28 protein-coding genes are annotated in these 22,280 nt (G+C 46.3%); 6 read left to right on the forward strand and 22 right to left on the reverse strand.

From position 1 onward, the window contains the following. Window positions 1-376: 376 nt before the first annotated feature. The 5 genes from BST81_RS18450 to BST81_RS27650 all read left to right on the forward strand — a co-directional run bounded on the left by BST81_RS18450 (window position 377) and on the right by BST81_RS27650 (window position 5,305). Window positions 377-3,505, forward strand: coding sequence for an N-6 DNA methylase (locus tag BST81_RS18450; RefSeq protein WP_075599975.1), 3,129 nt, complete (start codon window positions 377-379; stop codon window positions 3,503-3,505). After that, on the forward strand, window positions 3,505-4,143 hold the full coding sequence (locus tag BST81_RS18455) for a hypothetical protein (protein ID WP_075599976.1): 639 nt from the start codon (window positions 3,505-3,507) through the stop codon (window positions 4,141-4,143). Before BST81_RS18450 ends, BST81_RS18455 begins: the two co-directional genes overlap by 1 nt. Window positions 4,144-4,372: 229 nt before the next feature. Further along, the gene (locus BST81_RS18460; RefSeq protein ID WP_075599977.1) at window positions 4,373-4,636 is read left to right on the forward strand and encodes a type II toxin-antitoxin system ParD family antitoxin; all 264 of its coding nucleotides are present in this window, start codon (window positions 4,373-4,375) and stop codon (window positions 4,634-4,636) included. Continuing rightward, a complete protein-coding gene (locus tag BST81_RS18465) occupies window positions 4,633-4,869 on the forward strand; it encodes a type II toxin-antitoxin system RelE/ParE family toxin (protein WP_075599978.1) in 237 nt (78 codons plus the stop codon). The genes BST81_RS18460 and BST81_RS18465 overlap by 4 nt, the downstream gene beginning before the upstream one ends. A 205-nt stretch (window positions 4,870-5,074) precedes the next feature. Next, window positions 5,075-5,305, forward strand: coding sequence for a hypothetical protein (locus BST81_RS27650; RefSeq protein WP_143780403.1), 231 nt, complete (start codon window positions 5,075-5,077; stop codon window positions 5,303-5,305). On the opposite strand, the gene dndE is transcribed toward BST81_RS27650, so the two are convergent. The 6 genes from dndE to BST81_RS18495 form a co-directional block, all read right to left on the reverse strand. Further along, entirely contained in the window at window positions 5,259-5,660 is a 402-nt protein-coding gene (gene dndE, locus BST81_RS18470; protein ID WP_253188372.1) for a DNA sulfur modification protein DndE, read from the reverse strand. The two genes, BST81_RS27650 and dndE, sit on opposite strands and share 47 nt — an antisense overlap. A gap of 4 nt (window positions 5,661-5,664) precedes the next feature. Further along, on the reverse strand, window positions 5,665-6,288 hold the full coding sequence (locus BST81_RS18475) for a hypothetical protein (RefSeq protein ID WP_075599979.1): 624 nt from the start codon (window positions 6,286-6,288) through the stop codon (window positions 5,665-5,667). 22 nt (window positions 6,289-6,310) lie between these two features. Continuing rightward, window positions 6,311-8,302: a DNA sulfur modification protein DndD gene (dndD, locus tag BST81_RS18480; RefSeq protein ID WP_075599980.1), complete on the reverse strand. Its 1,992-nt coding sequence runs from the start codon at window positions 8,300-8,302 to the stop codon at window positions 6,311-6,313. After that, on the reverse strand, window positions 8,299-8,757 hold the full coding sequence (locus BST81_RS18485) for a PIN domain-containing protein (RefSeq protein ID WP_075599981.1): 459 nt from the start codon (window positions 8,755-8,757) through the stop codon (window positions 8,299-8,301). The genes dndD and BST81_RS18485 overlap by 4 nt, the downstream gene beginning before the upstream one ends. Further along, window positions 8,738-8,962: a hypothetical protein gene (locus BST81_RS18490; protein ID WP_075600049.1), complete on the reverse strand. Its 225-nt coding sequence runs from the start codon at window positions 8,960-8,962 to the stop codon at window positions 8,738-8,740. Before BST81_RS18490 ends, BST81_RS18485 begins: the two co-directional genes overlap by 20 nt. Before the next feature lie 168 nt (window positions 8,963-9,130). Further along, on the reverse strand, window positions 9,131-9,454 hold the full coding sequence (locus BST81_RS18495; RefSeq protein ID WP_171974797.1) for a hypothetical protein: 324 nt from the start codon (window positions 9,452-9,454) through the stop codon (window positions 9,131-9,133). A 79-nt stretch (window positions 9,455-9,533) separates the two neighbouring features. On the opposite strand from BST81_RS18495, the gene BST81_RS18500 reads away from it, so the two are divergent. Continuing rightward, on the forward strand, window positions 9,534-9,743 hold the full coding sequence (locus BST81_RS18500) for a helix-turn-helix transcriptional regulator (RefSeq protein ID WP_363080370.1): 210 nt from the start codon (window positions 9,534-9,536) through the stop codon (window positions 9,741-9,743). Here the strand turns inward: BST81_RS18500 and BST81_RS18505 are convergent, their stop codons facing one another. From BST81_RS18505 to BST81_RS18570, 16 genes are all read right to left on the reverse strand, one after another. Continuing rightward, window positions 9,744-10,712, reverse strand: coding sequence for an HNH endonuclease (locus BST81_RS18505; protein WP_075599984.1), 969 nt, complete (start codon window positions 10,710-10,712; stop codon window positions 9,744-9,746). A gap of 5 nt (window positions 10,713-10,717) precedes the next feature. Next, window positions 10,718-11,176 carry a DNA phosphorothioation-associated protein 4 gene (locus tag BST81_RS18510; RefSeq protein ID WP_075599985.1) on the reverse strand — a complete coding sequence of 153 codons (459 nt, stop codon included), beginning with the start codon at window positions 11,174-11,176 and terminating at the stop codon, window positions 10,718-10,720. 77 nt (window positions 11,177-11,253) lie between these two features. Further along, on the reverse strand, window positions 11,254-11,544 hold the full coding sequence (locus tag BST81_RS27655) for a hypothetical protein (protein ID WP_143780404.1): 291 nt from the start codon (window positions 11,542-11,544) through the stop codon (window positions 11,254-11,256). A gap of 73 nt (window positions 11,545-11,617) precedes the next feature. Then, window positions 11,618-11,938 (reverse strand): type II toxin-antitoxin system Phd/YefM family antitoxin, encoded by a 321-nt coding sequence (locus BST81_RS18515; RefSeq protein ID WP_075599986.1) that lies wholly within the window; start codon window positions 11,936-11,938, stop codon window positions 11,618-11,620. A 48-nt stretch (window positions 11,939-11,986) separates the two neighbouring features. Next, complete coding sequence (locus BST81_RS18520) at window positions 11,987-12,397, reverse strand: PIN domain-containing protein (RefSeq protein ID WP_253188374.1); 411 nt, start codon at window positions 12,395-12,397, stop codon at window positions 11,987-11,989. Window positions 12,398-12,411: 14 nt separating this feature from the next. Then, window positions 12,412-12,645, reverse strand: coding sequence for a hypothetical protein (locus BST81_RS18525; RefSeq protein ID WP_075599988.1), 234 nt, complete (start codon window positions 12,643-12,645; stop codon window positions 12,412-12,414). Then, entirely contained in the window at window positions 12,635-14,710 is a 2,076-nt protein-coding gene (locus tag BST81_RS18530) for an AAA family ATPase (protein WP_075599989.1), read from the reverse strand. The genes BST81_RS18525 and BST81_RS18530 overlap by 11 nt, the downstream gene beginning before the upstream one ends. Continuing rightward, a complete protein-coding gene (locus BST81_RS28175) occupies window positions 14,707-14,880 on the reverse strand; it encodes a hypothetical protein (protein ID WP_171974798.1) in 174 nt (57 codons plus the stop codon). The genes BST81_RS18530 and BST81_RS28175 overlap by 4 nt, the downstream gene beginning before the upstream one ends. A 34-nt stretch (window positions 14,881-14,914) precedes the next feature. Then, entirely contained in the window at window positions 14,915-17,050 is a 2,136-nt protein-coding gene (locus tag BST81_RS18535) for a DNA phosphorothioation system restriction enzyme (protein ID WP_075599990.1), read from the reverse strand. Window positions 17,051-17,331: 281 nt separating this feature from the next. Next, entirely contained in the window at window positions 17,332-18,153 is an 822-nt protein-coding gene (locus BST81_RS18540; protein WP_075599991.1) for an ABC transporter ATP-binding protein, read from the reverse strand. Continuing rightward, window positions 18,153-19,190: an iron ABC transporter permease gene (locus BST81_RS18545; protein ID WP_075599992.1), complete on the reverse strand. Its 1,038-nt coding sequence runs from the start codon at window positions 19,188-19,190 to the stop codon at window positions 18,153-18,155. The genes BST81_RS18540 and BST81_RS18545 overlap by 1 nt, the downstream gene beginning before the upstream one ends. After that, window positions 19,187-20,212 carry an iron ABC transporter permease gene (locus BST81_RS18550; RefSeq protein ID WP_075599993.1) on the reverse strand — a complete coding sequence of 342 codons (1,026 nt, stop codon included), beginning with the start codon at window positions 20,210-20,212 and terminating at the stop codon, window positions 19,187-19,189. The genes BST81_RS18545 and BST81_RS18550 overlap by 4 nt, the downstream gene beginning before the upstream one ends. A gap of 79 nt (window positions 20,213-20,291) precedes the next feature. Then, window positions 20,292-20,615, reverse strand: coding sequence for a hypothetical protein (locus tag BST81_RS28550; RefSeq protein WP_075599994.1), 324 nt, complete (start codon window positions 20,613-20,615; stop codon window positions 20,292-20,294). Beyond that, window positions 20,608-21,147 (reverse strand): non-heme ferritin, encoded by a 540-nt coding sequence (gene ftnA, locus BST81_RS18560; protein ID WP_075599995.1) that lies wholly within the window; start codon window positions 21,145-21,147, stop codon window positions 20,608-20,610. Before ftnA ends, BST81_RS28550 begins: the two co-directional genes overlap by 8 nt. A gap of 28 nt (window positions 21,148-21,175) precedes the next feature. After that, window positions 21,176-22,039 carry a YwiC-like family protein gene (locus BST81_RS18565; protein ID WP_083636942.1) on the reverse strand — a complete coding sequence of 288 codons (864 nt, stop codon included), beginning with the start codon at window positions 22,037-22,039 and terminating at the stop codon, window positions 21,176-21,178. Window positions 22,040-22,061: 22 nt separating this feature from the next. After that, on the reverse strand, window positions 22,062-22,280 hold the full coding sequence (locus BST81_RS18570; RefSeq protein WP_075599996.1) for a FeoC-like transcriptional regulator: 219 nt from the start codon (window positions 22,278-22,280) through the stop codon (window positions 22,062-22,064).

Here is a 22,280-nt window from a genome sequence, read left to right on the forward strand (position 1 = left end):
TGTAGGGTTGGAGAGCGTTGGCGAAGCCGCTCTAAAAGAGCATCGCCTTGTGGAGTGGATTCTGGAGCAGCAGTTACCGTTTGATTCGCTGTACTACTATGGGTGCGACCCTTGCGGTATCTGCGAAGCAGCGCGCCCCATCCACGTTAGCTATGGTTTGCAGCATAAGCAGAAGATTTGGGCATTTACAGATGGAGGAGTACCTAAAAAGAATTAATATAGCGAAACATGCTCGCCCCATCATTGCGATTTGTAAATGCTCTTGCTACGCTCATCACGCAAATTGTAACGTAGAGGTATTTTTAAAGATCTTTGAGTACCAATATACTACTCTGTTGTTTCTATTCGAGTACGATATTAAGGGAGATGTAAGCGCATGGCGGTAAGTATCAGCACAGGCTGGATCGAGCAGCTTGGTTTAGCTGATAAACAGGCACCTGAATTCTTTCGGAGTTTTGATGAGCTTCAGGCTATGCAGAGCGGTGTAGCCCAAGCCCATGTTATGCGTAGAGCTTGGAAAGATCTAGAGCTTGACGGAATTCTGTATCAAGACAAATCGCCTTATGTCTACTTCAAAGAAGTCTCCTCTATTGATCCTATCGAGATGCGGAGGTTGCATCGTAAACTTTGGAACCAGGGAATTGCGCCACTTCTAGTAGTTGTCAGTCCATCCGATTTTCACGTTTACTCCAGTTTGGCACTTCCCGCTAAGGAAGACGAAGAGATAAATGATGGTGATCGATTGGTTGAAATTCTGAGCCGAACAGCAGATGTGCTTGAGCTAAGGCAGTTTACTCGCTCTCTCCAATTTGGCGAACTTTTCCGCAAGAAACCGCAATCTTTTAATCCAAAATCACGGGTTGATCGCTACTTACTCAAAAACTTAGAGGCAGCTAGAGAACGCCTACGTGAGCCAGTTGAAGGAGTAACGCTTGAACTCAAAGTTATCCATGCCCTGCTGTGGAGAACAATTTTCATTTGTTACCTAACTGATAGAAAGATTATTAATTCAAGATACTTTAAGAAAATTGGTGCAGAAGGCGTTGGAAGTTTGCTACAACTTTTAGAAAAATTTTCACCAGAAGTATCCAAAGAATTGCTTTACGGTAGACTTTTTCAGCAATTGAAGCAGGATTTTAATGGTGATTTATTTGAAGGTGATTTACTTGAGGAAAGTAAACTCATTAGAAGCTCCCATATAAGAACGCTTAATAGCTTGCTGTGTGGAGATGATTTGAGTAGTGGACAACTTTCCCTTGGATTCTGGGCGTATGACTTCAATGTGATTCCGATTGAAACGATTAGTGGAATTTACGAACGATTTCTTGAGGGAGAAGATTCTAAGCAGAAGCGCCAGAGCGGGACGTATTATACACCAAGGTTTTTAGCTGAAATTGTTCTTGACACAGCACTAGAAAAGTTTGCTTCTCTACTGGATAAAAAATTTCTTGATCCAGCTTGTGGCTCGGGAATCTTTTTGGTGTCTCTGTTTAATCGTATAGCTGAGGAATGGCTAAGAAATAACAGAGAAGCTAGTAATGAAGAACGTGCTCGTGCGCTAAGTGCTATCTTACAAAATCAGCTTTTTGGAGTTGATGCTGATCGGACCGAAACAGCTTGTCGCATTGCTGCATTTAGTCTGTATTTGGCTTTTCTTGATCAGCTTGAACCTAGAGCGATTCAAGGGTTACAAGAACAAGGCAACGTTTTACCAAATCTGATAGGGCACAACATTCTTTGCCAAAATTTTTTTGATGATGAACTAGAATTACCAGAATTTTTTGACTTAATTGTGGGGAACCCACCTTGGGTAAGAGCATCTGGGGGCGAAACTTTAGTTGAAGATTGGTGTAAGCGAGAAGGGTTTCCTATAGCGCAAAGGCAGTTAGCATACGGTTTTATTTGGAAAGCCCCACTTCATGTTAACAATAGTGGTCGTGTTTGCTTTTTACTACCTTCATCCCTGCTTCTCAATCACCAAGATAAAGCGATAAAAGCTCAACGTGAGTGGTTGTCTACTTATGCAATTGAGCAAGTTATTAACTTGTCTGACATGAGTTTCTATCTATTTGATGGAGCCATTCGACCTGCTCTAATCGTAAGCTATACAAAAAACCTACCTGATAAGAATAATGCATTTATCTCTTACCTTGTTCCTAAAACAGAATTAGAAACTTTAAAAGCGGAAATCATCAGTATTGTATCTGAAGATCGCATTCAAGTTAGATTGGCGGAACTGCTCTATGAGCTTGCTAAAGATGAAGCTGCCCTTGCTTGGAAAAAATCCTTCTGGGGAACTCCAAGGGATCAAAAGTTTTTAGACAGATTAAGCAATCTACCTCGCCTTGCAGATGCTGTTGATCAACTCAAGGTAAAGCCTCACAAAAGAACAAGACGCTGGATTATTGGGCAAGGTTTCCAGCCAGAGGGATCAAACGATGATCCAGAAAAAAGCAAGATTCCCTCATGGTCTCCAGATCAGCTATTTGTTGAAGGTAAAAGTAAAGCTATCGATCTTCTGTTACTGGAATCCGATTGTGGTAAAGTTGGCGATCGCTTCCAACGCTTACGTCGTCTGCCTGACGAGAAAATTTTTCAAAAACCTCATGTCTTAATTACTCAAGGTTTAAGAGTTGCCTTTGCTGATTTTGATGTTGCCTTTCGTCATGCAATTCAAGGCATTCATGGCTCTGAGGAAGATACAGATTCATTAAAGTTCTTAGCAATTGTTCTCAATTCTGATCTTGCAAATTACTTTCTATTTCATACATCTGCCAACTGGGGAACGGAGCGTGATAAAACTCACGAAGAGGAGCTATTGCGTATGCCTTTTCCATTTCCCGAAGATACTTTTTCACCTGTAGAATCGCGAGAAATTCTTCGAGAGGTTAGCTTCGCTTTTACTCAAGTTCGAAGAGCAATTAGTCACAATTTTTTAGAAAGATCTAATGTAATCGAAAAAGCTAAACACGACCTACTTGCTCATGTATATCGTTATTATCAAATTGATGAACTTGAACAGATTCTAATTAATGACACAGTAAATTGCTGGATTCCTAGTTCCACACCAAGTCGCGGTAGTACTGATATTCCAACCCTCAAACAAAGTACACCATCTGATAGAATAGGCTACCTGACTCTTCTGTGTAAGCTCTTGAACACATGGTCTAGAAGAGGACGCTATCAAGTATCAGGGAAGATTCTTGTTTCATCTAGATCTGGAATGGGAATAGTAGTTTTGCAGAAAGTAATATCCCAAGGCTCATCGTCTTCTGTGGAGGAAGAATCTAGTTCTCAATTGGATGAATCTCTTACAAGGATTACGCAACTACTACCGAGACATGAGGGGAGCATTGCATATTACCGTAACCTTAAAGTCTTTGACAGAGATAAGTTATATATTCTCAAACCACTAACCTTTAGGTTTTGGAGCAAAACATTTGCTCTCAATGATGCTGATGAAATTGCAGCAGAAATCCTTACTACTAATCACAGGAATGATTGATGGCGATCGTTGGTAGTGCTGATCTATGGGCAGACTTTTTCCCAGATAATTTGATTCCGGACATTCTAAATATGGTGGTAGATGTTTGGTCAAACTTTACCAAGCCTACACTTGATGAGCATGAAGTACCTATCACAAAGCGTTTTCGAGCTAGTCTTGAGCAGTACAAGGATCTAAAAATGTTGCCTGTCAGAATAGATCGCGAAGTTCCTGTGGACGATTTAGCTAAAGCAGAAGAAATAGGTCGAATCGATTTACGGCTTACTCATGGTTATCGTAGCAATGTCTACTTTGCTTTTGAGTGCAAACGCTTAAATATTGTCAGTAAGAATGGCAAAACAAGCTCTTTAGCTAATGAGTACGTGGTAAGTGGAATGGCAAGATTTGTAGGCTCAAATCCTCAGTACGCTAGAACCTTGACTCAAGGTGGAATGATTGGTTATGTGATGAATGGTAAGACTGAAAATGCAATCAAAGCCGTTGATAAGCAGGTTAAGAAGCACTACATTGATTTGCAAATGACATCAGCGAGTGGTTTAGGTTCATCGTCTAGATCATTAAAAAAACTTGTCAAAGAAAGTTTGCATAATCTGCCCCATCAGGAATTTACTCTTCATCATGTATTTCTGCCTATTTGATTAGCAGCTAACTCTTGCCAGTCAACCTCGCTCGAATAGCCGATCGCACCAACTTCACTCGATACGGGTCTGCATCTTTCCGCCACACCACCCGATGCCCCTTCAACTCAGCACAGTGTTCCTCCAAACACTTTTGCCAACCTCGCCGATGCGTGCTAACGCACAGGCTATCGCCACCGCTCAGGTAAGCTAAACTTACAGGTATTCGTCTCCTCTCACAGATACGACCATGAGCCTACCTCTGCCACCGGATTTACAGCAGTTTGCCGATCGTCAAATTGCCAGTGGAAAGTACACCTCCCTGGATGAGATGATGCTGGCGGGTCTGCGAGTATTAGCAGAGCAAGAGCAAATCTATCAAGGACGATTTGAAGAATTGCGACGTGATGTGTTGCTTGGAGTGTTAGAAGCCGAGCAGGGAGAGCTTCTGGATGCTACCAGCGAAATTGAAGCGATTCGTCAGCGGCTCCGCCAACGGCATTCTGAAGCATGAGCCGAGTTTGTCGAATTACACTTCTTGCCAGTCGAGATATTGAAGCGATCGCAGACTATCTTGCTACTCAAAGCGGTTTAGATCGTGCAGAACGGTTTTTGACTGGCATTGATTCAACCCTTCAGCGGATTGCTCAATTCCCTCAAATTGGACGCAAACGAGATGAACTGTATCCTGTCACGCAGTCTGTCCTACGAGCAGTACCTCATTTTCTATCGCCTGCTCAACGATGATATTGAAGTACTCAGAGTGGTGAGAAACAACTACTCATTCAGAAGTAGTGCCAGACTCAAGCCAATTAGAAGATTTGTCATCCCAAAAGCGTCGTTCTTTGATCAAGGCATTTCAAGGATTGTTTGAAAATGCTCCTCCTGTTCCACCTGACTTTGATCCAGACCAAGCAAAATCGGAATACCTCAAGGAAAAGCACTTAATTTTTTGATTCAGTTACTGACTTTTTGCAACATCGCTACAGTCGATCAAAGCGTCATTACGAATGCACTTTCAGCGAACTTTGTGGATTTGGAAGGTGCAGTGCAATATGAAACTGCGATCGCCAATCAATTAGAAGTTATTGTGACTCGCAACCCGCAGGACTTTTTGGGTGTGGCACTGCAAATACTCACGCCTGAGGCATTAATTGAACAGCTTTCTCAATCAGGTGATTAATTGTCTTAATAGTTGGATCAGCCGTCAAATAGCCAATTCCACGGTGTAGATGCAAGCGAAATTGAGTTGCAAGCGTTTCCTGATCTATTCTCAGCCCATCATCATGGCACCGTTGTTTGAGGGCGATGATAAGCGAGTCGGCGATCGCTCCTCCAAAGATTTGCCAAGTCATTTCCAAATTGCTGTCTGCTGGGATATGAATTGGAGAAGGGATCGTCGGTTCAGCGAGGGAGCAACAAAACGCCCAGCGGCAGAGAATATTCCACTGGTCAATTTTGGTAATACGTTTCAGCTTGAGAAGTTGATCCTTAGCAGATTGGGATAGTTTGATGCGATCGACTGGGGGAAGCATCATTTAATCAAATACTCATCGCTAAAGGTTGGACATGGACCATACTCAGTAAAATATCCATGATTCTTTCGAGGTGATCAATATAGTAATCAGCAGTATCAATGTAAGCTGCATTATCGACGAGCTTCAAAAATTTCCATTGATTACCTGTTGTAACTGCACCATAAATAGCATCAATCGCGTTTCCTTTTGCTTGATTGAATTGATTGGCGGCAATCATAGCAGCAAAACACTGGGCTAAACCGCCTTTAATATTTTCGTTTTTAGCTTCAACGATAATAGTTGCTGGAGCCTGAATGTAAAACTGTTGTGTTGATCGACTAATAACAAAATCACAAAATCCATTCAGCCCCTTCGCAGGATCAACATTAAATTCAACTCCTGAAAATAGGCTCACCTGATCATCGGTAAGACGCTTCAATTCAACCAAAATTGGAGCAATGATCATTTCCGATCGCGCTTTTTCAGTGTTAATTGAAAGAGCTAATTTTGTACTGTAAGCCAAATAAGATTTAAATACGGAATTGAGTACCAAAGTAGGATGTCGTTCACCAAATAAATCGATGTTTCCATGAATAACTAGACCAAAGATTTGCTCGATTTGCTCCAGAGTGAAATCTTTGTAAGACATAATCTTGCTCCACGGGGTCTATTCACGAGAAGTATCCTGATTCTACTTCAGTTTGTTGAAGGGTTGAGTCGTATTTCAGCAAGTATTCACGGGCGATCGCCTGATTCTTTCTCAATCGCTGTACCTCGGCTTTGCCAATTTCAGTATCAGTAGAGAGAAGGATCACCTGGTGGCTGGCTTGGGAGAAGTAGCGATCGACCAGGTTCTTCCGGTGAGAGGAATCCAGTCGCCCTAAAGGGGTATCGATCGCCACAGGCAACTGCCGACCCGAAGCACGAGCTAGTCCCCAAAGCAGGGAAATTGCCAGCATTTGTTTCTCTCCGGCCGATAACCGATGCTTGGGAATGGGTTGTCCATCATTGTCATAGAGGGACAGGTTAAACGTTTCAGCATCAACTTCAACTCGTTTCACCAAGTCTGACTTGTGGGCAAGATAGCGGAAACAGCTTGTAATCAGGGATTCTAACTGATTCAATTTCCTCAACTTCAGCTTTTCACGAAAAACCTTAAGCTTCTTCTGAAGCTCATCGATCGTCGTCAAGAAATGCTGATCGTTATTTCGGGCGATCGCCGCTTCGGCATAATCCACTAATTGCTGCTTCAGCAGGTTATGCTCCTTCAGCAGCCTCTCATAAAGCGCTTTAGCTTTTTCGTACTCTATTGACAATCGCGTAACCTCTGCTTGAGCAACTTTCAGATCCTGAACCAGTTGCTCGTAGGACTCTGGAGAGGCGGCGGTAGCCAAACGCCCTTCGGTGGCATCAATCGACTCTTCCAACTCATCCAGTTGGGAAAGGTGATGTTGAGCTGCTTTCTGTTCAGCAGGTAGCAAGAATTCGAGAGTATGGTCAAGCTGAGCGATCGTCTCTCTATTCACATTGAGCCATGTTGCTTCAGAATCTGCACCTGCTAATTTTTGCTCCTGCTCCCCTAAAAATGACTGTAGCTGCTTTGCCTTCTTTGCAGGCAAAGCGAGTTGATTCACCAATTCCAGCAATTCCTGGTTGCGCTGAGACAAGAGTTGTTTAGCAATTTGATACTGCTGATTTTGTAATTCCTGATGTCCTTGCGCTTGCGCTTTGCGTAGTAATGGCTGGATTAGGGCTAGGGGTAATGTACTGGCAGCTAACTCTCTGAGCGATCGCTGATGGTCTTCCATCTCAGATTGCATTTGCTTAAGCTGCTCAGTCAACCGCTCCTGCTCTCCCGCTAATTTACCCCCTTGGGCAATAAATTGTTCCTGAGCTTGGTCTTGGTTTAGCTTGGCTCGTTTCAGCCGAACATTAACGGCAGATAGATCCTGCTCGGCATCTTCGCACTCTTGGCGTTTACTCTCCAGTTCTCGCTCTAGCGACTCTAGACTCCGGAGTTCTGCACTTTCGCTAAGTTCTTTCAACTTTCGGTTAACCAGCACGCTTAAGTCGGTGGAAAGTAGGTCAGGCAACTCCAACCCCAGAAGGGAGCGAATTGCATTGATAACTCCAGAAGGGAGGGTGTCTTGCTCTGCCAACTCCTTGACCTGTTCACCATCAAACAAAAACAAATTGGAAATCCCTAGTGGCAGAATGTCCTCAACCCGTTCGTCCCAGGATTGAGTAAAGGTTTTGTCGAGCCAACCACCTACACTGACTTCTAATGAATCTTTGTTCCCTTTCAAGGAGCGATCCCAAACACGACGAACTCGAAACTCGTGGGGTTGGTTATTCAGGGTTTCTTGAAAAGCTAGTTCAACGTAGGTGGGATCATCATCCGCTGTATGACGATTGATGCATTGCCGAAGAAATTCGCCATAGCTTAGGTTGCCGCGAGTGGAACACTTAGCCCGCTGCCCATAGAGAGCAAGGCGAACTGCATCAAGAAGCGTTGTCTTACCGCCACCATTCATCCCACCCACCAGTACGATCGGGGGTAACTCTGATGAGGAGCCATTCATGCTATCCTCCGGAGCAAACTGGATTACCTGCTGCCCACGGTAGGGACCAAAATTTTGGAGGACGAGTTCTCGAAAGATCATGGGGTTTCAATCAGGGGCACGATCGTAATCAGTTCGCTAAACCGCTGAAAATCTCCGACGTTATGAGTTAGAAGGCGATCGACCCCTGCGGTTAACATCGTGGCGACGATATTGGCATCATGAATTTGACGGCCACCCATAGGACTAGTCTGGAGCAAATCCAAAAGCCCGGTAGTAACCTGAGCACCATCTTCAGCAATCTGAAAACCGTCCTGGAAAGATTCAATTCTTTCAATGATTACGGCAGGCGCTTGAACATTGATGAAGGTTTGAGGGCGGGTTAATGTTGCAATGAACTCACGTAAAATTTGCCGACTTAGCCAGAGTTCGATTTCTGCGTTATACAAATTTTGCAGCGTGTCTATTGCAAGTTGATGGTAAGGCGCAGAAACGACATTGGCATAAATCAACACATTTGTATCAACAAAGATAGCTCTATCGCCCGAAATCACCATACATATCCTCACGTCTTAATGAAAGATCCACGGGCCAAGGACCGTAGTCATCCACTGGAAATTTGAACGGTTTGCGTTGCTTCTGAGTTGGTTGTTCTTCCATCACCAAAWCGATCTGGTAGTCTCCGGCTGGGATTTCTGCTGGAAGCTGAACTTTTAGTTGGTGATCAGGGGTGACGGTAGCGGTAATTTGTAGAGTTCTCATAGTTGGGTGGTTAAGGGGGAGGTTGGGGAGTCGAGGGAGTCGAAGGTTGCTAGGGGGTCGAGGGGGGCTAAGGAGTTGAGGGGGGCTAGTGGTCTTTGGTGTAAATCTGTCTACCTCTCCTGACTTCTGACTCCTGACTCCCCTGATTCCCTCGATTTCCTCCTCCAATTATGAACTTTGGTCGATCGCATTTGCCTTAAATCGCTTACCAAACTTCAAATCTGCCCATGCAGGGGTAAACGAGTCTTTAGCATCCTCATCCTGTAGGTGCTTAATCTTATCTGTATCGCCCTCAAGAGCGGCGGTTCTCAGGTCACGATTACGGTAGGCATTATTTAAGGCATCTTGCCCAGAGCGAGAACTGGTCTCAAAGCATTTCTTCAAAGCGTCGTAGATCCCGGTGCGACGAGAAGATGTTTTATATTGACGTTCGGTATCCAGAAGTTTTGCCATTAGCTCTAGCTGCATCGGATCATCACAAATTTCTTCCAAAAGGACTCATTCCTTTACTGGCTCATCGTTTTCTGACACGATCAGAAACATGGGAAAAGCGGGAAGAGTCCTTAAAACTGTGCTGGAGACGCATGGGATAAGGCAAACCAAGCTAGCTGATGTGCTGGGGGTTGGGCGATCGAACCTCTATCGTTGGGTCAATGAAGTGAGAGATCCAACGTCTGAAACGGTTGTTGGAATTGTCAAAGCCCTAGAAGGAATTAACCCAGATGCCGCAGCAGAATTTAGAAGGCTCTACATGGGAGATGAATCCCAACGCGAGGATTAATCAAGCTATTTTCCAGTAATCCCGATGCCATGCAAGAGCTTCTTGCCGTGGATTGTATTGCTCTTGCGTCGGTAAAAGTAGCCTTTCTCTATCGAATGCCCTCGTCGGGCGGGTTTCAATTGGAGCTTCTTCATGGAAGCGATCGTGAGGAACAAGAATCCTATAGTCGTCATCGATGCCAAACCAGCCGTGATCGAATGCCCAATGATGGTTCTTGCATAGGGCTAAACCATTGTCGAAGCGATCGTCTCGAAATTCCGAGAAAGGTTTGATATGTGCCCCATCAACAATATTTTGGCTATCCTGGCTGATGATTTTCAATTTGCAGAACGCACAGCGATAGTCATAAAGCGATACAACAATCTTGCGGAAAGCGGCATCTCTGACGATCGTTTTCTCTTCGTCCGCTAACTCTTCAACTCGGTAAACGGCTCCACCTTTCTCAAATAAGCGTAGTTGAATATCTTGGAACGCATCAACATTGAGTAGTTTACCAACTTCATCATCTTTCCCTTGAAACCACTTTTGAACCAGGATTGTGATTAAACTGGCTCTTGATAAAGGATCTAGCAGTAGTTCAAACAATGAATCATCAATATAGGCATACTTGATTGCATTTCTGAGTGCTTCCAGGCTTCTGGGTCTGTTTCTAGAAGCGATCGCAGCTTCGTAACCGGGATTAGGCAAAAGATGCCAGAATTTATCACTTGTTAGATGAAAAAATGGTAAAGCAATATCTGAACGATGATTTTCTGAACCGAGATAACCCCAGTATTTAAGAAATGTAGAGATGAGTTCTGGGGTTAAATAAATTTGATTTTGCTTTATCTTATTGTGTGCAATCAATTCGATAATAGATAGAATCACAATGGGTTTGTGAGGCGCAATACCATGAGCGCGATCGACTCTTAACTGTGTAAATAGCTTGGAATAGTAACTGAGTTGCTCTATCTGCTGACTGTCTGCCATAGCCTTTACAGAAATCTAGATAAGTCAAACTCTTCTACGCCTAAATTTTCTTTTTCTCGTTCAGCTTTCAACATTAGTAGAATTTGTTCAGAGTAATCGACAACTCCCTGTAACTCCGTTTGCAGAATTTCCAGACCGCCATTTACAAATTCTTGAAAGATTTGAACGCGGATAGCATCACATTCTTCAGTTGGTAGTAAAACTCGTAAATCTTCCTCTGAGATCGCTGCGCCTAAACTGATCAACGCTCCCGTTTGCCGGAACTGGTCTTGTGGAACTGGATCAGGATCTTTTCTAGAAAATTTTCCAAGGGGCGATCGTTTAGATCTGCTGATTCCTAACATTCCCGCAAATGCTAAAACGTCAGCATAAGTTTGGAAAGGACCAGTCCCATCTTCTGCGTCTCTCAACGCTTTGACCAGTTCTGCTTTATCTTCAGAAATTTGAACCCTAGCTAAAGCCATATGTACCGAAACTAATATGATTTAAGATTGTACTTTTGCAGATTCAACGTCAAAAATGAAAAGCGCAGGACATTCCATCAACAATCCTCTGGTTCAGGCGCTATCTCAAAATCAGAGAAGCATAATTCCTCAGAATTTACAGCACCACTATTAACATTAGCAATTAAGCGGAATCCGACAGTAGGTCGAAAATCGGAGCCTCCCTTTTCGCGAATTAATGATACTGGCAATCGCACAACTTTGTCAGGGTTCCAACCAGAAATAATGACATCTACAACTTCCTCACCAGATTCTTGAGCAAGAGCAACAATTCGCACAATGTTTCTGTAAAGCTTTTTATGGCTTGGAATAGTATCATTCAATTTCATTGGACGACTCGTAAGCCTTAATATAAACGTTGGTATCTAAGAAGATTGGGCTTGGCAACTCCATTGTGCAACACTAACCCCCAATTGAGCCTTGGCTCCGTTCTTCCGCTATCTCCTGCTTAATCTGCTGCACCAGTTCGACAATCTTTTCTCGCGAATCGTAGCCTGCTACTTCAAATGACTGTTGCAAGCTAGTTTGTAATTGATTTAATGGCATCAGCGATCGATTTGTATATTGCCAAGCACTAACTAAAGCATTAAGCATTTTGATATTCAGCAATACGCCCTTTGTTTCATCATCTTCAGTTAGCAGAATGGGTGCTTCTTCTGCTGTCGCTTGCCTCAATAATTCTGACAAGTGATTGTTTGCCTCAGAAATCCTAACCTTTCTCATTTCCATCTCCTTACAACTCTAGTATTAACCATTTATTAGAGTCTAACTTTAAGGTTTACTTTCGGGCATGATGACTGGAATCGTCTGATTTGTATTCCTCCGATAAATTGTGAAATCCCTATCCAATGTCAAAACAGCACTTTCGGAAAACTGTTCACTCATTCTGACCAAACAAGCATCTGCTAGCGACATTGGCACTGATTGATAACGAATTAACAGTTCTCCAACTCGATTAATTTCTGCCTCCAAATCAAATGAGATTTTGAGGTGCCTTGCCTTCACCATCCCCACTACAGCATTTTTGCCGTTTGTCACTCGACCTAAAAGGAAGCAGGCTTCAGAAATTACCGATTCACAGGTTAGAAACGGGGGTGGAAGTGTAGCAACTGTTGTAGTTGCCCAAGAATGATACTGGTCACGTTTATCAATCAATGCAACCAGTGGTCCCGTATCTAGCAATACCTGTCTCCTCATTACTTGCCATATCCCTCCATATATTTCGGATTTGTCGAGAGATCTCCTGGACCTTCTACACATCCAATAAATTCACGAGCGGCATCTAGAAAGGAGACTTCAGTTTTTTCGGAAGAGCTTATTTCTTCGCGCTCTGCTTCCTTTTGCATCAACTCTACAAAATCAAGCACCTTCTGCTGCTTATTGGTTGGTAAAGTCCTTAGCTTCTCTAAAACCGTTTGCTCAATGCTCATGGCTCACCTCCAAAATCTCAGTATATTCAAACTCATTCGGGCTTTGCCTGACCAGGGGATAGACCTGCCCATACCACTTGATCAATGCCTCTTCACAATCCGGCTTCGGTGAATTAAACGTCAACACATACTCCCTACCAATCCGGGGCTGCATTTCTTGCTCCACTTCCCCTCGCCACTGGGTCTGGGATGCCATCACCACCAACTGATTCGCTAGCAGCGGAACCAACCTTGCCACCTGCCGCCGGTAAATTTCATCCAGGTTGCCAAACGGCGAATCCATCACCACTGGGAAGGTGCTGCTATCCGGTCCCATTACCAGGCCTGCCTTACTCCACTGGCGCACCCGCTCAATCACACTGCCAATAAACGACAGGCTGAGGATTTGATTTTCTCCAGTTGAGGCACCTACCAGTACATCTTGCTTGCCTGCGACTTCGACCAGGCTCAGCTCATAGCGATCGCTCAATCGTGGCAAATATGCCTTAAATGAAATCTGCCCATACAACTCTTCAATCTGCTGCTCCAACTGCTTACGGAAAACCTCATCCCGGTTTTCTTTCACCTGCTTGAGACGATCGATCGCCTCCTGAGCCGCCTCAATTCGCTTCACAGCCAGCTTCTGTCGCTTCTCGTTAGAACGGCTTTCCTTCAGTTGCTTGCCTAATCGCCCTGCTTGCAGCTCCAGGTTTGCAATCTTCTCCTGGTTGGCTCCTTTTTCAGTCGTTAGGCGATCGATCGCCCTATCCACCTCATCGAGCCGGTTCTGAAGTTCCCGAATGTCTTCCCTGGGGCTATGGCGTAATTGATCGCGGATGTCCTCTAAATCATCCTGGATCCGCTCTAGGGTTCCTTTGTTGTGGTTGATGCTTGCCTGCTCCCGGTCAACTTCCTGCCAGAAGTCATCAATCTGGCTCTCCAGTTCATTGACCCGCGCCTCAATTCGGTAGGTGGCTGACTCCACCTCTGAAAGACCCGATCGCTCTAACCAGGATTTAACCGAAGTACAGGCAGTAGATCCCTCATGCAACTCTGTCCCACAGATGCACTTTTGGCGATCGAGCAAATCCTGGACAAACTTCTGCTTAATGTCCGCAGGCAGTTCCCCCCGTTCCTCCCGCTCTCGAATCAGCGATCGAAATTCTGTGGCAATCTTCGGCAGAAAAACAATATAGCCTCGATTCGAAATTGCCCGTTTGAGCGTTTTCTTGCTCTGCTGAATCTTTTCGCGGATTTCCCGCTCCTGCTCCTCCAGAGTATTGAGTTGCATTTGCAACCCTTCGACTTCCGTCAACTCCAGTTGCTTCTGCCGAAGCTGCTGTCGTCGCGTGGACTGGTGCTCCAACTCCTGGTCAATTTCAAGCTGGCGATCCTGGAGCTGCTCAGCTTCCTGCTCTAGTTTACGCTTCTGGGCTAACAGGCTCTGGGTCTCCGCATCCCCGATCCCTTCCAACTCTTCCTCTAGCGTTTTACGCGCTGTCGTCAGGTGCTTGATCGCCCGATCCAAGACCTCAACCCCTAGCAATTTCTTCGTCGCCTCGGCAATTTCTGAACGATTGTCAGTGCGGGTAATATTCTCAATCCGCTCTCCGTCAAAGAAAAAGTACTGATGCAGGCTCTTCGGCAAGATGCGGGTAATTACATCCTCAGGCATCTGAGAGGATGGCAAGAAAGTCCAACGACCATCGTCCCCCACGAATTGCATCATCAGTTCGCTCTTCGCCTGCTCGACCGAGCCATCCTTCTTCCGGTAAGCACGGCACTCTCGCTTCACCCGATACTGCTTGCCGTCATGTTCAAAGGACACCTCGACCCAGCAGGGAACGGGCTTGTCAACTTTTGCCTCGGCGATCGCCCTCCGATTCACTAACTGCTCAGGAGACGCGAGCGCCGCCGTAAATTTCTCGTAGAGTGCCCAGGTGAAAGCATTCAGCAGAGCTGTCTTCCCCGAACCATTGTTACCATGAATCACCGTAATATTGCGCTCGTCCGATTTAGCAAGCGTGAGGCTGTGTTCACCGTAAAAGGGTCGAAAATTGCAAAGCTTGAGCGCAAGGAGCTTCATTGGATGGCTTCCTTGATGATTTTCAAGATTTCATCATTAATTGGACTGCGCTCATTTTTATCTAGCCGATCTTTCTCAATTTCTAAGACTCGCTGGATGATTTGACGGACCTCAGGCGAAGCACTATTAATGGGTTCATGCACAGCATCACTGCTAATTTTCTTCACCATACCGCTTCTTCCAGCCAGAGATTAACCAATTATTCTACACATCCAGCAGCCCATAGCGGGTCTGTAGTCCTAAAAGTTTTAACCTTGCTTCCCCTGCATTGTCTGCCAGGTCGGCAAACTCAGCAAAGCGTCGCAGTTCACTCCTTAAAAGGCTACGCTCCATTTCTGAGGTTTCCCGTTCCATCTCTGGCGGTAACACAATCATGTCAAATAGGGTGGCTCGTTGCTTATTGGGATGACGGCGCAGAATTCTCCCTCGCCGCTGGATAAATTGGCGCGGGTTACTGCTGCTAGCCATAATCACCGCTGTTTGAACGGCTGGAATGTCCACCCCTTCATCCAAACAGCGAATTGCCACTAACCCTTGTAATTCCCCAGTTTCAAACTGTCGTCTTAAATCTTCCCGCTCCTCCAGAGAGGTTTCTGCCGTATAGGTGTTAATTCGATATCCCAATTCCCTACCCAGGATCTTGGCAACCTCCTCCAACTGCCGTCGGCTTTCCTCACTGGTCTCCTCAACGGACCCGTCGCCACAGTAGAACAGAGTGTGCTGCGTCTTGAGCCGCTGCTTCATTAGTTGTCTCAAAGCGTCTAATTTATTGGCAGCCGCTCCAACCAAACGCGATCGCTGCATCAAAAGGGCTTTGAGGGCTTCATCTTCCTCCTGATCTTTGCCGAGCGAAAGCAGACGACCAATTTTGATAGACAGTGCTGCATAGGTTTGAGCTTCCTGCTCGGTTAACTCCACCAGAATCGGGTAGTAGAGGTAGTGAACTAACGCTCCTTGCTCGATCGCATCCCGGAGCGTAAATTCTGGCTCCAAAACGGAACCAAAATAGTCGAAGAGGGATTGCGTCCCGCGATCGTCGAAGTACCGCTCCGGAGTAGCAGACAGAGCTAACCGTAACCCTACATTCCGTGGCAGACTAGCTTCTAATCGCCTGGCTCCCAGATTATGCGCCTCATCTCCCACAATCAGGGTTTTCTCTGGCAGATAGGGTAACTGTGATTGTAAGCCTTGACTCATCAAAGTTGCGTTGGTTGTGATAACTGTCAGGAAAGATTGATTGCCAGAACGAACGTTATAAAGCTGAGTGGAAAGCTTACTCTGCCAGGTACGAACATTCTCAAACGCCAGAATTGGCTCCAGTCCAAACTTCTGGCACTCCCTTGCCCATTGGCTCACCAGATGACGGTAGGGGCAAACCACCAGCAGAACTTGAAGACCAATCTTTTTGTAGAGTTCTGTGCTCAAGGATAGGGCAGTAATCGTTTTGCCACTACCTGTTGCCATTTTCAGGGTGCCTCTGCCCTTATTGGCAAACCAGTTATCGATCGCCTGCCTCTGATAAGGGCGAATTTGTAGCCTAAATGGAAGGCTGGGAATTCCTTTGAGACGGGTTTCTACTTCTATCGGTGGTAACTGGTACTCACCCTTCGTTGTGGACACTCCGGGTTCTAAGATTGGTGGATTGGACGGACAACGCTTAAGAAGCGATCGTCGCGCAGCCTCCGGAAACTCCATCACCTCTAAATTAAGCGTTTGGTTATCCCAGAGTCTCTGAAAATCCTCTAGCTTCTCAAGGATCCGCTCATCATCCCCTGCACGCCACGATCGAAATACATCAATACACTCAAAGTTATTCCTCAACGCACTGGCGCTTTCATTAGCAGAGCCGGAGAAAACAACCTGATTCTCTTCTGAATCGGTGAAGACTCCCAATTTCTCGTGATAAATACCCTGATGATAGAGATCGCAATGGACAGCTAACTTGATCTCCAAAAAACCTTTGCTCAATAACCAAGCCAAGCAAGCAAGGCGATTCTCGATATGAGAGGCTTCGCCAACGCCCAAAATCTGCTCAAACTCTTGCTCCAATTCACGTATAACACTGTCTGAGATCGCCTCATCTCGCTGTTTCAGTCCCTTCTCGATCGCCGCAATGTCCTCTGCAGAGAGGTGAGGTGAAGCAACCAACCTCATCCGTCCGTTTGACTGGATGAAATAGGACAATCCCTGAGTGGCTAAGGCTAAAGAGGTGCTTGAAAAGAAACCAACAGCGCGATCGTAGGTTACTGCCCGACTCAAGCAAGGAACATAAAAATCCTGGAGCAGATTATGGCGATCGCTCCGATACTGATTCCGTAGGGCAAGATCTTTAAGACTCACACAAGACAGGCTCCGCACAGACAATGCTCTGAGTCTAATTTGCCCCTGTAAAGAATTGTTGATAACTTTTGGACAGTCGTTGGGTTCGGAAACTGATGTTTGTCCAAAATTTGGGCATTAATATACTTCATGCACCAACACTGCCCTCACCCCCGGCCCCTCTCCCAGAGCGGGAGAGGGGAGAAATTAAGCGTTAATGCCCCTTCTCCCCATGGTGGGAGAAGGAGGTGGGGGATGAGGGGAAAGGGATTGGTGTGCCAAGTATATTGTTGCCTAATTAATTACCCCTGATGATGAAGATATGGCGTAATATCCAACTTCGTCTTCGCTCCAATGGGGATGCAGAGCGGCGTTCCTGCAACAGGGTCAGAATAGATTTGACATTTCAGGTTGAATACCGCCTGAATTGTATCCTCCGTCACCACATCCTGTGGCGTACCTGCGGCAAAAATCCGTCCTTCTTTCAGTGCAACTAAATAGTCGGCATAGCGACAGGCATGATTCAAATCGTGGAGGACCATGACAACGGTACGTTCCTGCTGCTGATTCAGGTTATGAAGCAGATCCAGGACTTCAATCTGATGGGCCAGATCCAGAAATGTGGTCGGTTCATCCAACAATAGAATTTCAGTGTTCTGGGCAAGGGCCATGGCAATCCAGGCTCGTTGACGTTGTCCGCCAGAGAGGGTATCCAGAGGACGATTCCTGAGTTCCATTAAGTCCGTAGTTTCTAAAGCCTGGTGAACCACAGCTTCATCCTGGCTGGACCATTGCTGAACCCAATTCTGGTAGGGATAACGCCCCTGGGCAACCAGATCCTTGACCGTTAATCCTTCTGGCGCGATCGGACTTTGAGGCAACAGTCCCAATTGGCGGGCGATAGATCGGGTCGATCGCTGCATAATGGCTTTGCCATCTAAATAAACCATCCCTGCTGAGGGTTTGAGTAATCGGGCCAGCCCTCGCAATAAGGTGGATTTGCCACAACCATTGGCACCGACTAAGGCCGTAATCTTTCCGGGAGGAATCATTAAGGTTAAATCCCGAATAATGGGCGTGCCTGTGTAGGATAAAGCTAGATTTTGAGCAAGAAGTTCTGGCATCAGCGGTGACGGTTGTAAATGAGTAAGGATAGGAAAAATGGTGCCCCGATCGTAGCCGTGATCACACCACAGGGTAGCTCAATGGGAGCAAAGAGGGTTCTCCCGGCCAGATCTGCCAATGTGACCAGCAAACCACCTAGCAGGGCTGCGACAGGTAATAACCGGTGATGATTCGGACCTGTTAGTTGGCGTCCGATGTGGGGCGCAACTAACCCGACAAAGGCGATCGTGCCTGCAGTGGCAACGGATGACCCAGCCAGAGCAACTGCCACCAAAACTAAGAGTCCCCGCTGCCATTCCACCCGACTGCCCAGGCTTTTGGCGACCTCATCCCCCAAGTTCAAGACATTCAACTGGCGAGAGCCAGACAGGGCAACTGGAACACCCAGGACAATCCAGGGCAGGAAGGCAAAAACCTGCTCCCAAGTCCGTCCATAAACACTCCCGGCCAACCAGACTAGGGCTTGACTGACATCATAAATCGAGCCGAAAGTAATCATGAAACTGGTGACAGCAGTAGCGATCGCAGACAGGCCAAGCCCTAACAAAATCAGTCGGGTGGGGGATGAACCGCCATTCCAGGCCAGCCCATAGATAAGCATTGCCATCAAAGATGCCCCAGCAAAGGCTGCGATCGGCAACAGATAAGTTGGCGCTGGAGGCAAGAGGACAATCACCGTCATAGCAGCCAGACTTGCTCCTGCATTAATACCGATGATGCTGGGATCAGCCAGGGGATTACCGGTTAAACCTTGGAAGATTGTGCCAGAAATAGCAAGCGCCACTCCAACCATAAAGGCAACCAATGTTCTCGGTAGGCGCAGGGTGTAAATGACAAAAGCATGATCAGGATTGCCCGTATTGATGCCAAACAGGGTCTTGAGGATGTCAAGGGTTGCAATTGGGTACTCTCCTTGCTGGAGATTCAAGAGCATCGCGACAACACTGAAGACCGCTAACCCGATCAACAGGGTCAGTAAGCGGCGATCGCCCCAGGGTGATACCCCTAGAGATCGGACTGCCAGGCTCTCTTTCATCGCTTCACCTTGACTTTGGCCAGATAGACAAACACAGGCGCACCGACGAGGGCTGTCATAACTCCGATCGGCAGTTCCTGGGGTTTCAGCAAAACCCGTGCCGCCATGTCTGAGACTAATAAGAGCATGGCCCCTAACAAGGCTGAGTAGGGCAAAATCCAGCGATAATCGGTTTTGATGAAAAACCGTACCAGGTGGGGGATAATCAAGCCAACAAAGCCGATCGGACCCGCGATCGCCACCGACCCCCCTGCTAGCAGTACAATGCTGACTGCTGCGAGGAGCTTAATCCAGACGGTTTGTTGTCCTAAACCTCTGGCAATGTCGTCTCCCAAACTCAGGGTTGTGATCTGCTTCCCCAGAAGAAATGCCAGCAGCAGACCGATCGCCATAAAGGGCAGAACTTTGAGGAACAACGCAAAATCGCGTCCTGCGAGGGAACCTGCCAGCCAGAAGCGAATTTCTTCCAAAGTGCGTTGACTCACAATCAAAATTGCCGTGGTCACGGAAGAAATAAATGCGGTCATGGCAGCTCCGGCCAGGGTCAGATTTAATGGGGTGGCACCACCCCGACCCAGAGAGCCCAATCCATACACAGAAACTGCAGCGATCGCCGCTCCCAGAAATGCCACTGCTGCGTAAACAGTCAGGGATGAACTGCCAAACAGGAACAGGGTCACCACAACTGCCAGAGCACCGCCTGCTTCAATGCCTAAAATACCAGTTTCTGCCAGTGGATTGCGGGTTAAGCCCTGCATTAATGCCCCTGACACTGCCAGGGCTGACCCTACGGCCATGGCCATCAGCGATCGGGGCAAGCGCACGGTTTGAATGATGAGATGATCAAAGGACTGGTCAAAGGCAAGAAACGAGTTGAGAATACTTCTCAAAGGGATGTCCTTAGCACCTAGCGTGATACTGTAGACCAGACAGATCAGGAGTGCGATCGTGCCCAGCCCCAACCCCAACAGGGGCAGTCGTTTACCCGGATTGACAGGACTGGAAGAAGTTGAGGAAATCATGAAGGCAAATTCAGTGCTTTATTGATAATTATTCTTAAGTGTACTCCTATTTTTAGGGCAGACATTGTGAAGGGGTCAGCTAAGAACAGAAAAATCGCTGGTTATGCTCTAGGCGTTGCTGAATAGAAGGATGATTTTCGTGCTTGAGCCTTATGCAGCCCTCTCCCAAGGGAGAGGGAACAAGAGTTTTAGCTCCCTTCTCCTGCGGGAGAAGGGTTGGGGATGAGGGTAATTCATATTTGCATTCAGCAAAGCCATGCTCTAAACCTGTGGATAGGAGATATGCAATGTTAGCAAAGAGACGGATTAGGCCAAATTTATCCAAGATCAAACGATAGGTTACTTGGGCTCTATATTGATCTTCCAGAACCTCAAGGAGCGCATTTCTCAGTTGCTCAACCATCAGGACTAGCAGGAGACATTGATGTGGCTTCCTTGCCTTTGGTGGTAGCCAGGGCAGCGACCTCGCGATCGATAAAAAACAACCCCTGCCCATCTGTACCAATTAGCTTGATCTTATCGAGAATACTCTTAAACAAGAACTCTTCCTGGTGTTGTTCGGCAACATACCATTGCAGAAATTGCAGAGTGGAATAGTCGGGTTCTGTATTCGCTAGATGCACGAGATCGTTGATTTTTCTGGTAATAGATTGTTCATGGATGTAAATCTTCTCAAACATTTCCTGCAATGAGTTAAACTCCTTCGGCGGTGCGTCCATACCTCCGACAATGGCGAGTGCCCCTGTTTCTTGCAGATAACTGATCAACCGCCGCATGTGCATCATTTCTTCATCAGCATGTTGGTTCAGAAAGGTTGCACAGCCATCTAGCGCTTTGTAGGCACACCAGGAGCTCATTTGCAAATAAAGATGGGAAGAAAACATTTCCAGGTTGATTTGTTCATTTAACCGATCAATCATTGCTTGTGACAGCATTAAGACCTCTTCTCCGTTCAATAGTTATTCAGTAATAATAAAGCGCCAATTGACCATAGCAAACAACTGCCGCGAATAGGATGGCGGCAGTCGTTTCAATGATGGCAACATTGTGAATAGCAGTCTCGCAGAACCACTCACGCTGCCAAAGAATCACGCCATACCTAATGAGCGCGATCGCAAAAGCTAGGACAACAAATAGAGGCAAAACATTAAACTTATAAAGCGCGATCACGATCAAGGTTGCAATCAGATGGTAAATCGCCCCAGGTTGTACTGGATGAGACTTCAACTTGCGAAACTTAAGGGTAAAGATGGCACTACTAAAAAACAACGTGTTGAGTAACCATAGCCCGATGATTGAAAGTGACAGGGTGCCAGTAGTGGCGATATAGGCAAATGGGGCAGAGAGACAGACTGCCGCAAAGGTCATTCCCTCATTCAGTATCGATCTCTGCTGGCGATAGAATACGGCAATAGCATCGATGATCAATGCTGCGATCGCTCCTGCATACAGCCAGCCTACAATAGGAGCCTGGAGATACAAGTAGAGAGCAATGACGAGAGCAATGCCACCGTAGATCCCACCCCAAATCAAAAACCGCAGCTTTAAGGTTTTGCGTTGTTTGATTTGCAGGGCGATCGGGTGCTCTGCTTGAAAGCCCAGGAACGCACAGACTAATGCCAACAGGGTTGCTCCATTAAACCCTTGTGCCGCTGCGATACCTGTTAAATAGGCAATGAGTAACATCACATAAACCCCATGCTCAGAAGAGAAGGTTGGACGATACCAACCCTGAGTTTCTAAACTGGCAAAAGATTTGTTGGAAGCCGGTTTGCTGACATGAATTTCTGTCGCCTCAGGGACTTGAAGTGATGTATCTAGCTGCATATTACCCGCCTATATTGAGACATTATTTCGTGACCCACTCATACAGTTCCAAACTCTCTGGCGCACAGCTATGACAGCCACTACATTGTTTGCCCGCCAGTTGACGCACCCGTCCTTTACGAATCAGCAGATGCAGCATTTCCCGCAGGGCATCTGCGTCTGTTTGAAACTGACGGGCGAGTTCTTCCAGAGAGGTTTGGGGATGGGTGCGGAGGTAGGTTTGAAGTTGTTGCAGAATCAT

It is taken from the genome of Leptolyngbya sp. 'hensonii' (genome assembly GCF_001939115.1).
Taxonomy (GTDB): Bacteria; Cyanobacteriota; Cyanobacteriia.

Bases quoted from the DNA above. Each gene is read 5' to 3' on its own strand.
- BST81_RS28550 (WP_075599994.1), bottom strand. From the start codon at position 20,615: ATGGTTGAGCAACTGAGAAATGCGCTCCTTGAGGTTCTGGAAGATCAA.
- ftnA (WP_075599995.1), bottom strand. From the start codon at position 21,147: ATGCTGTCACAAGCAATGATTGATCGGTTAAATGAACAAATCAACCTG.
- dndE (WP_253188372.1), bottom strand. From the start codon at position 5,660: ATGATGCTTCCCCCAGTCGATCGCATCAAACTATCCCAATCTGCTAAG.
- BST81_RS18450 (WP_075599975.1), top strand. From the start codon at position 377: ATGGCGGTAAGTATCAGCACAGGCTGGATCGAGCAGCTTGGTTTAGCT.
- BST81_RS18545 (WP_075599992.1), bottom strand. From the start codon at position 19,190: ATGAAAGAGAGCCTGGCAGTCCGATCTCTAGGGGTATCACCCTGGGGC.
- BST81_RS27655 (WP_143780404.1), bottom strand. From the start codon at position 11,544: ATGAAATTGAATGATACTATTCCAAGCCATAAAAAGCTTTACAGAAAC.
- BST81_RS18550 (WP_075599993.1), bottom strand. From the start codon at position 20,212: ATGATTTCCTCAACTTCTTCCAGTCCTGTCAATCCGGGTAAACGACTG.
- BST81_RS18565 (WP_083636942.1), bottom strand. From the start codon at position 22,039: ATGCAGCTAGATACATCACTTCAAGTCCCTGAGGCGACAGAAATTCAT.
- BST81_RS18515 (WP_075599986.1), bottom strand. From the start codon at position 11,938: ATGAGAAAGGTTAGGATTTCTGAGGCAAACAATCACTTGTCAGAATTA.
- BST81_RS18475 (WP_075599979.1), bottom strand. From the start codon at position 6,288: ATGTCTTACAAAGATTTCACTCTGGAGCAAATCGAGCAAATCTTTGGT.
- BST81_RS28175 (WP_171974798.1), bottom strand. From the start codon at position 14,880: ATGGTGAAGAAAATTAGCAGTGATGCTGTGCATGAACCCATTAATAGT.
- BST81_RS18540 (WP_075599991.1), bottom strand. From the start codon at position 18,153: ATGCCAGAACTTCTTGCTCAAAATCTAGCTTTATCCTACACAGGCACG.
- dndD (WP_075599980.1), bottom strand. From the start codon at position 8,302: ATGATCTTTCGAGAACTCGTCCTCCAAAATTTTGGTCCCTACCGTGGG.
- BST81_RS18455 (WP_075599976.1), top strand. From the start codon at position 3,505: ATGGCGATCGTTGGTAGTGCTGATCTATGGGCAGACTTTTTCCCAGAT.
- BST81_RS18465 (WP_075599978.1), top strand. From the start codon at position 4,633: ATGAGCCGAGTTTGTCGAATTACACTTCTTGCCAGTCGAGATATTGAA.
- BST81_RS18570 (WP_075599996.1), bottom strand. From the start codon at position 22,280: ATGATTCTGCAACAACTTCAAACCTACCTCCGCACCCATCCCCAAACC.
- BST81_RS18510 (WP_075599985.1), bottom strand. From the start codon at position 11,176: ATGGCTTTAGCTAGGGTTCAAATTTCTGAAGATAAAGCAGAACTGGTC.
- BST81_RS18525 (WP_075599988.1), bottom strand. From the start codon at position 12,645: ATGAGCATTGAGCAAACGGTTTTAGAGAAGCTAAGGACTTTACCAACC.
- BST81_RS18485 (WP_075599981.1), bottom strand. From the start codon at position 8,757: ATGGTGATTTCGGGCGATAGAGCTATCTTTGTTGATACAAATGTGTTG.
- BST81_RS18505 (WP_075599984.1), bottom strand. From the start codon at position 10,712: ATGGCAGACAGTCAGCAGATAGAGCAACTCAGTTACTATTCCAAGCTA.
- BST81_RS18460 (WP_075599977.1), top strand. From the start codon at position 4,373: ATGAGCCTACCTCTGCCACCGGATTTACAGCAGTTTGCCGATCGTCAA.
- BST81_RS18530 (WP_075599989.1), bottom strand. From the start codon at position 14,710: ATGAAGCTCCTTGCGCTCAAGCTTTGCAATTTTCGACCCTTTTACGGT.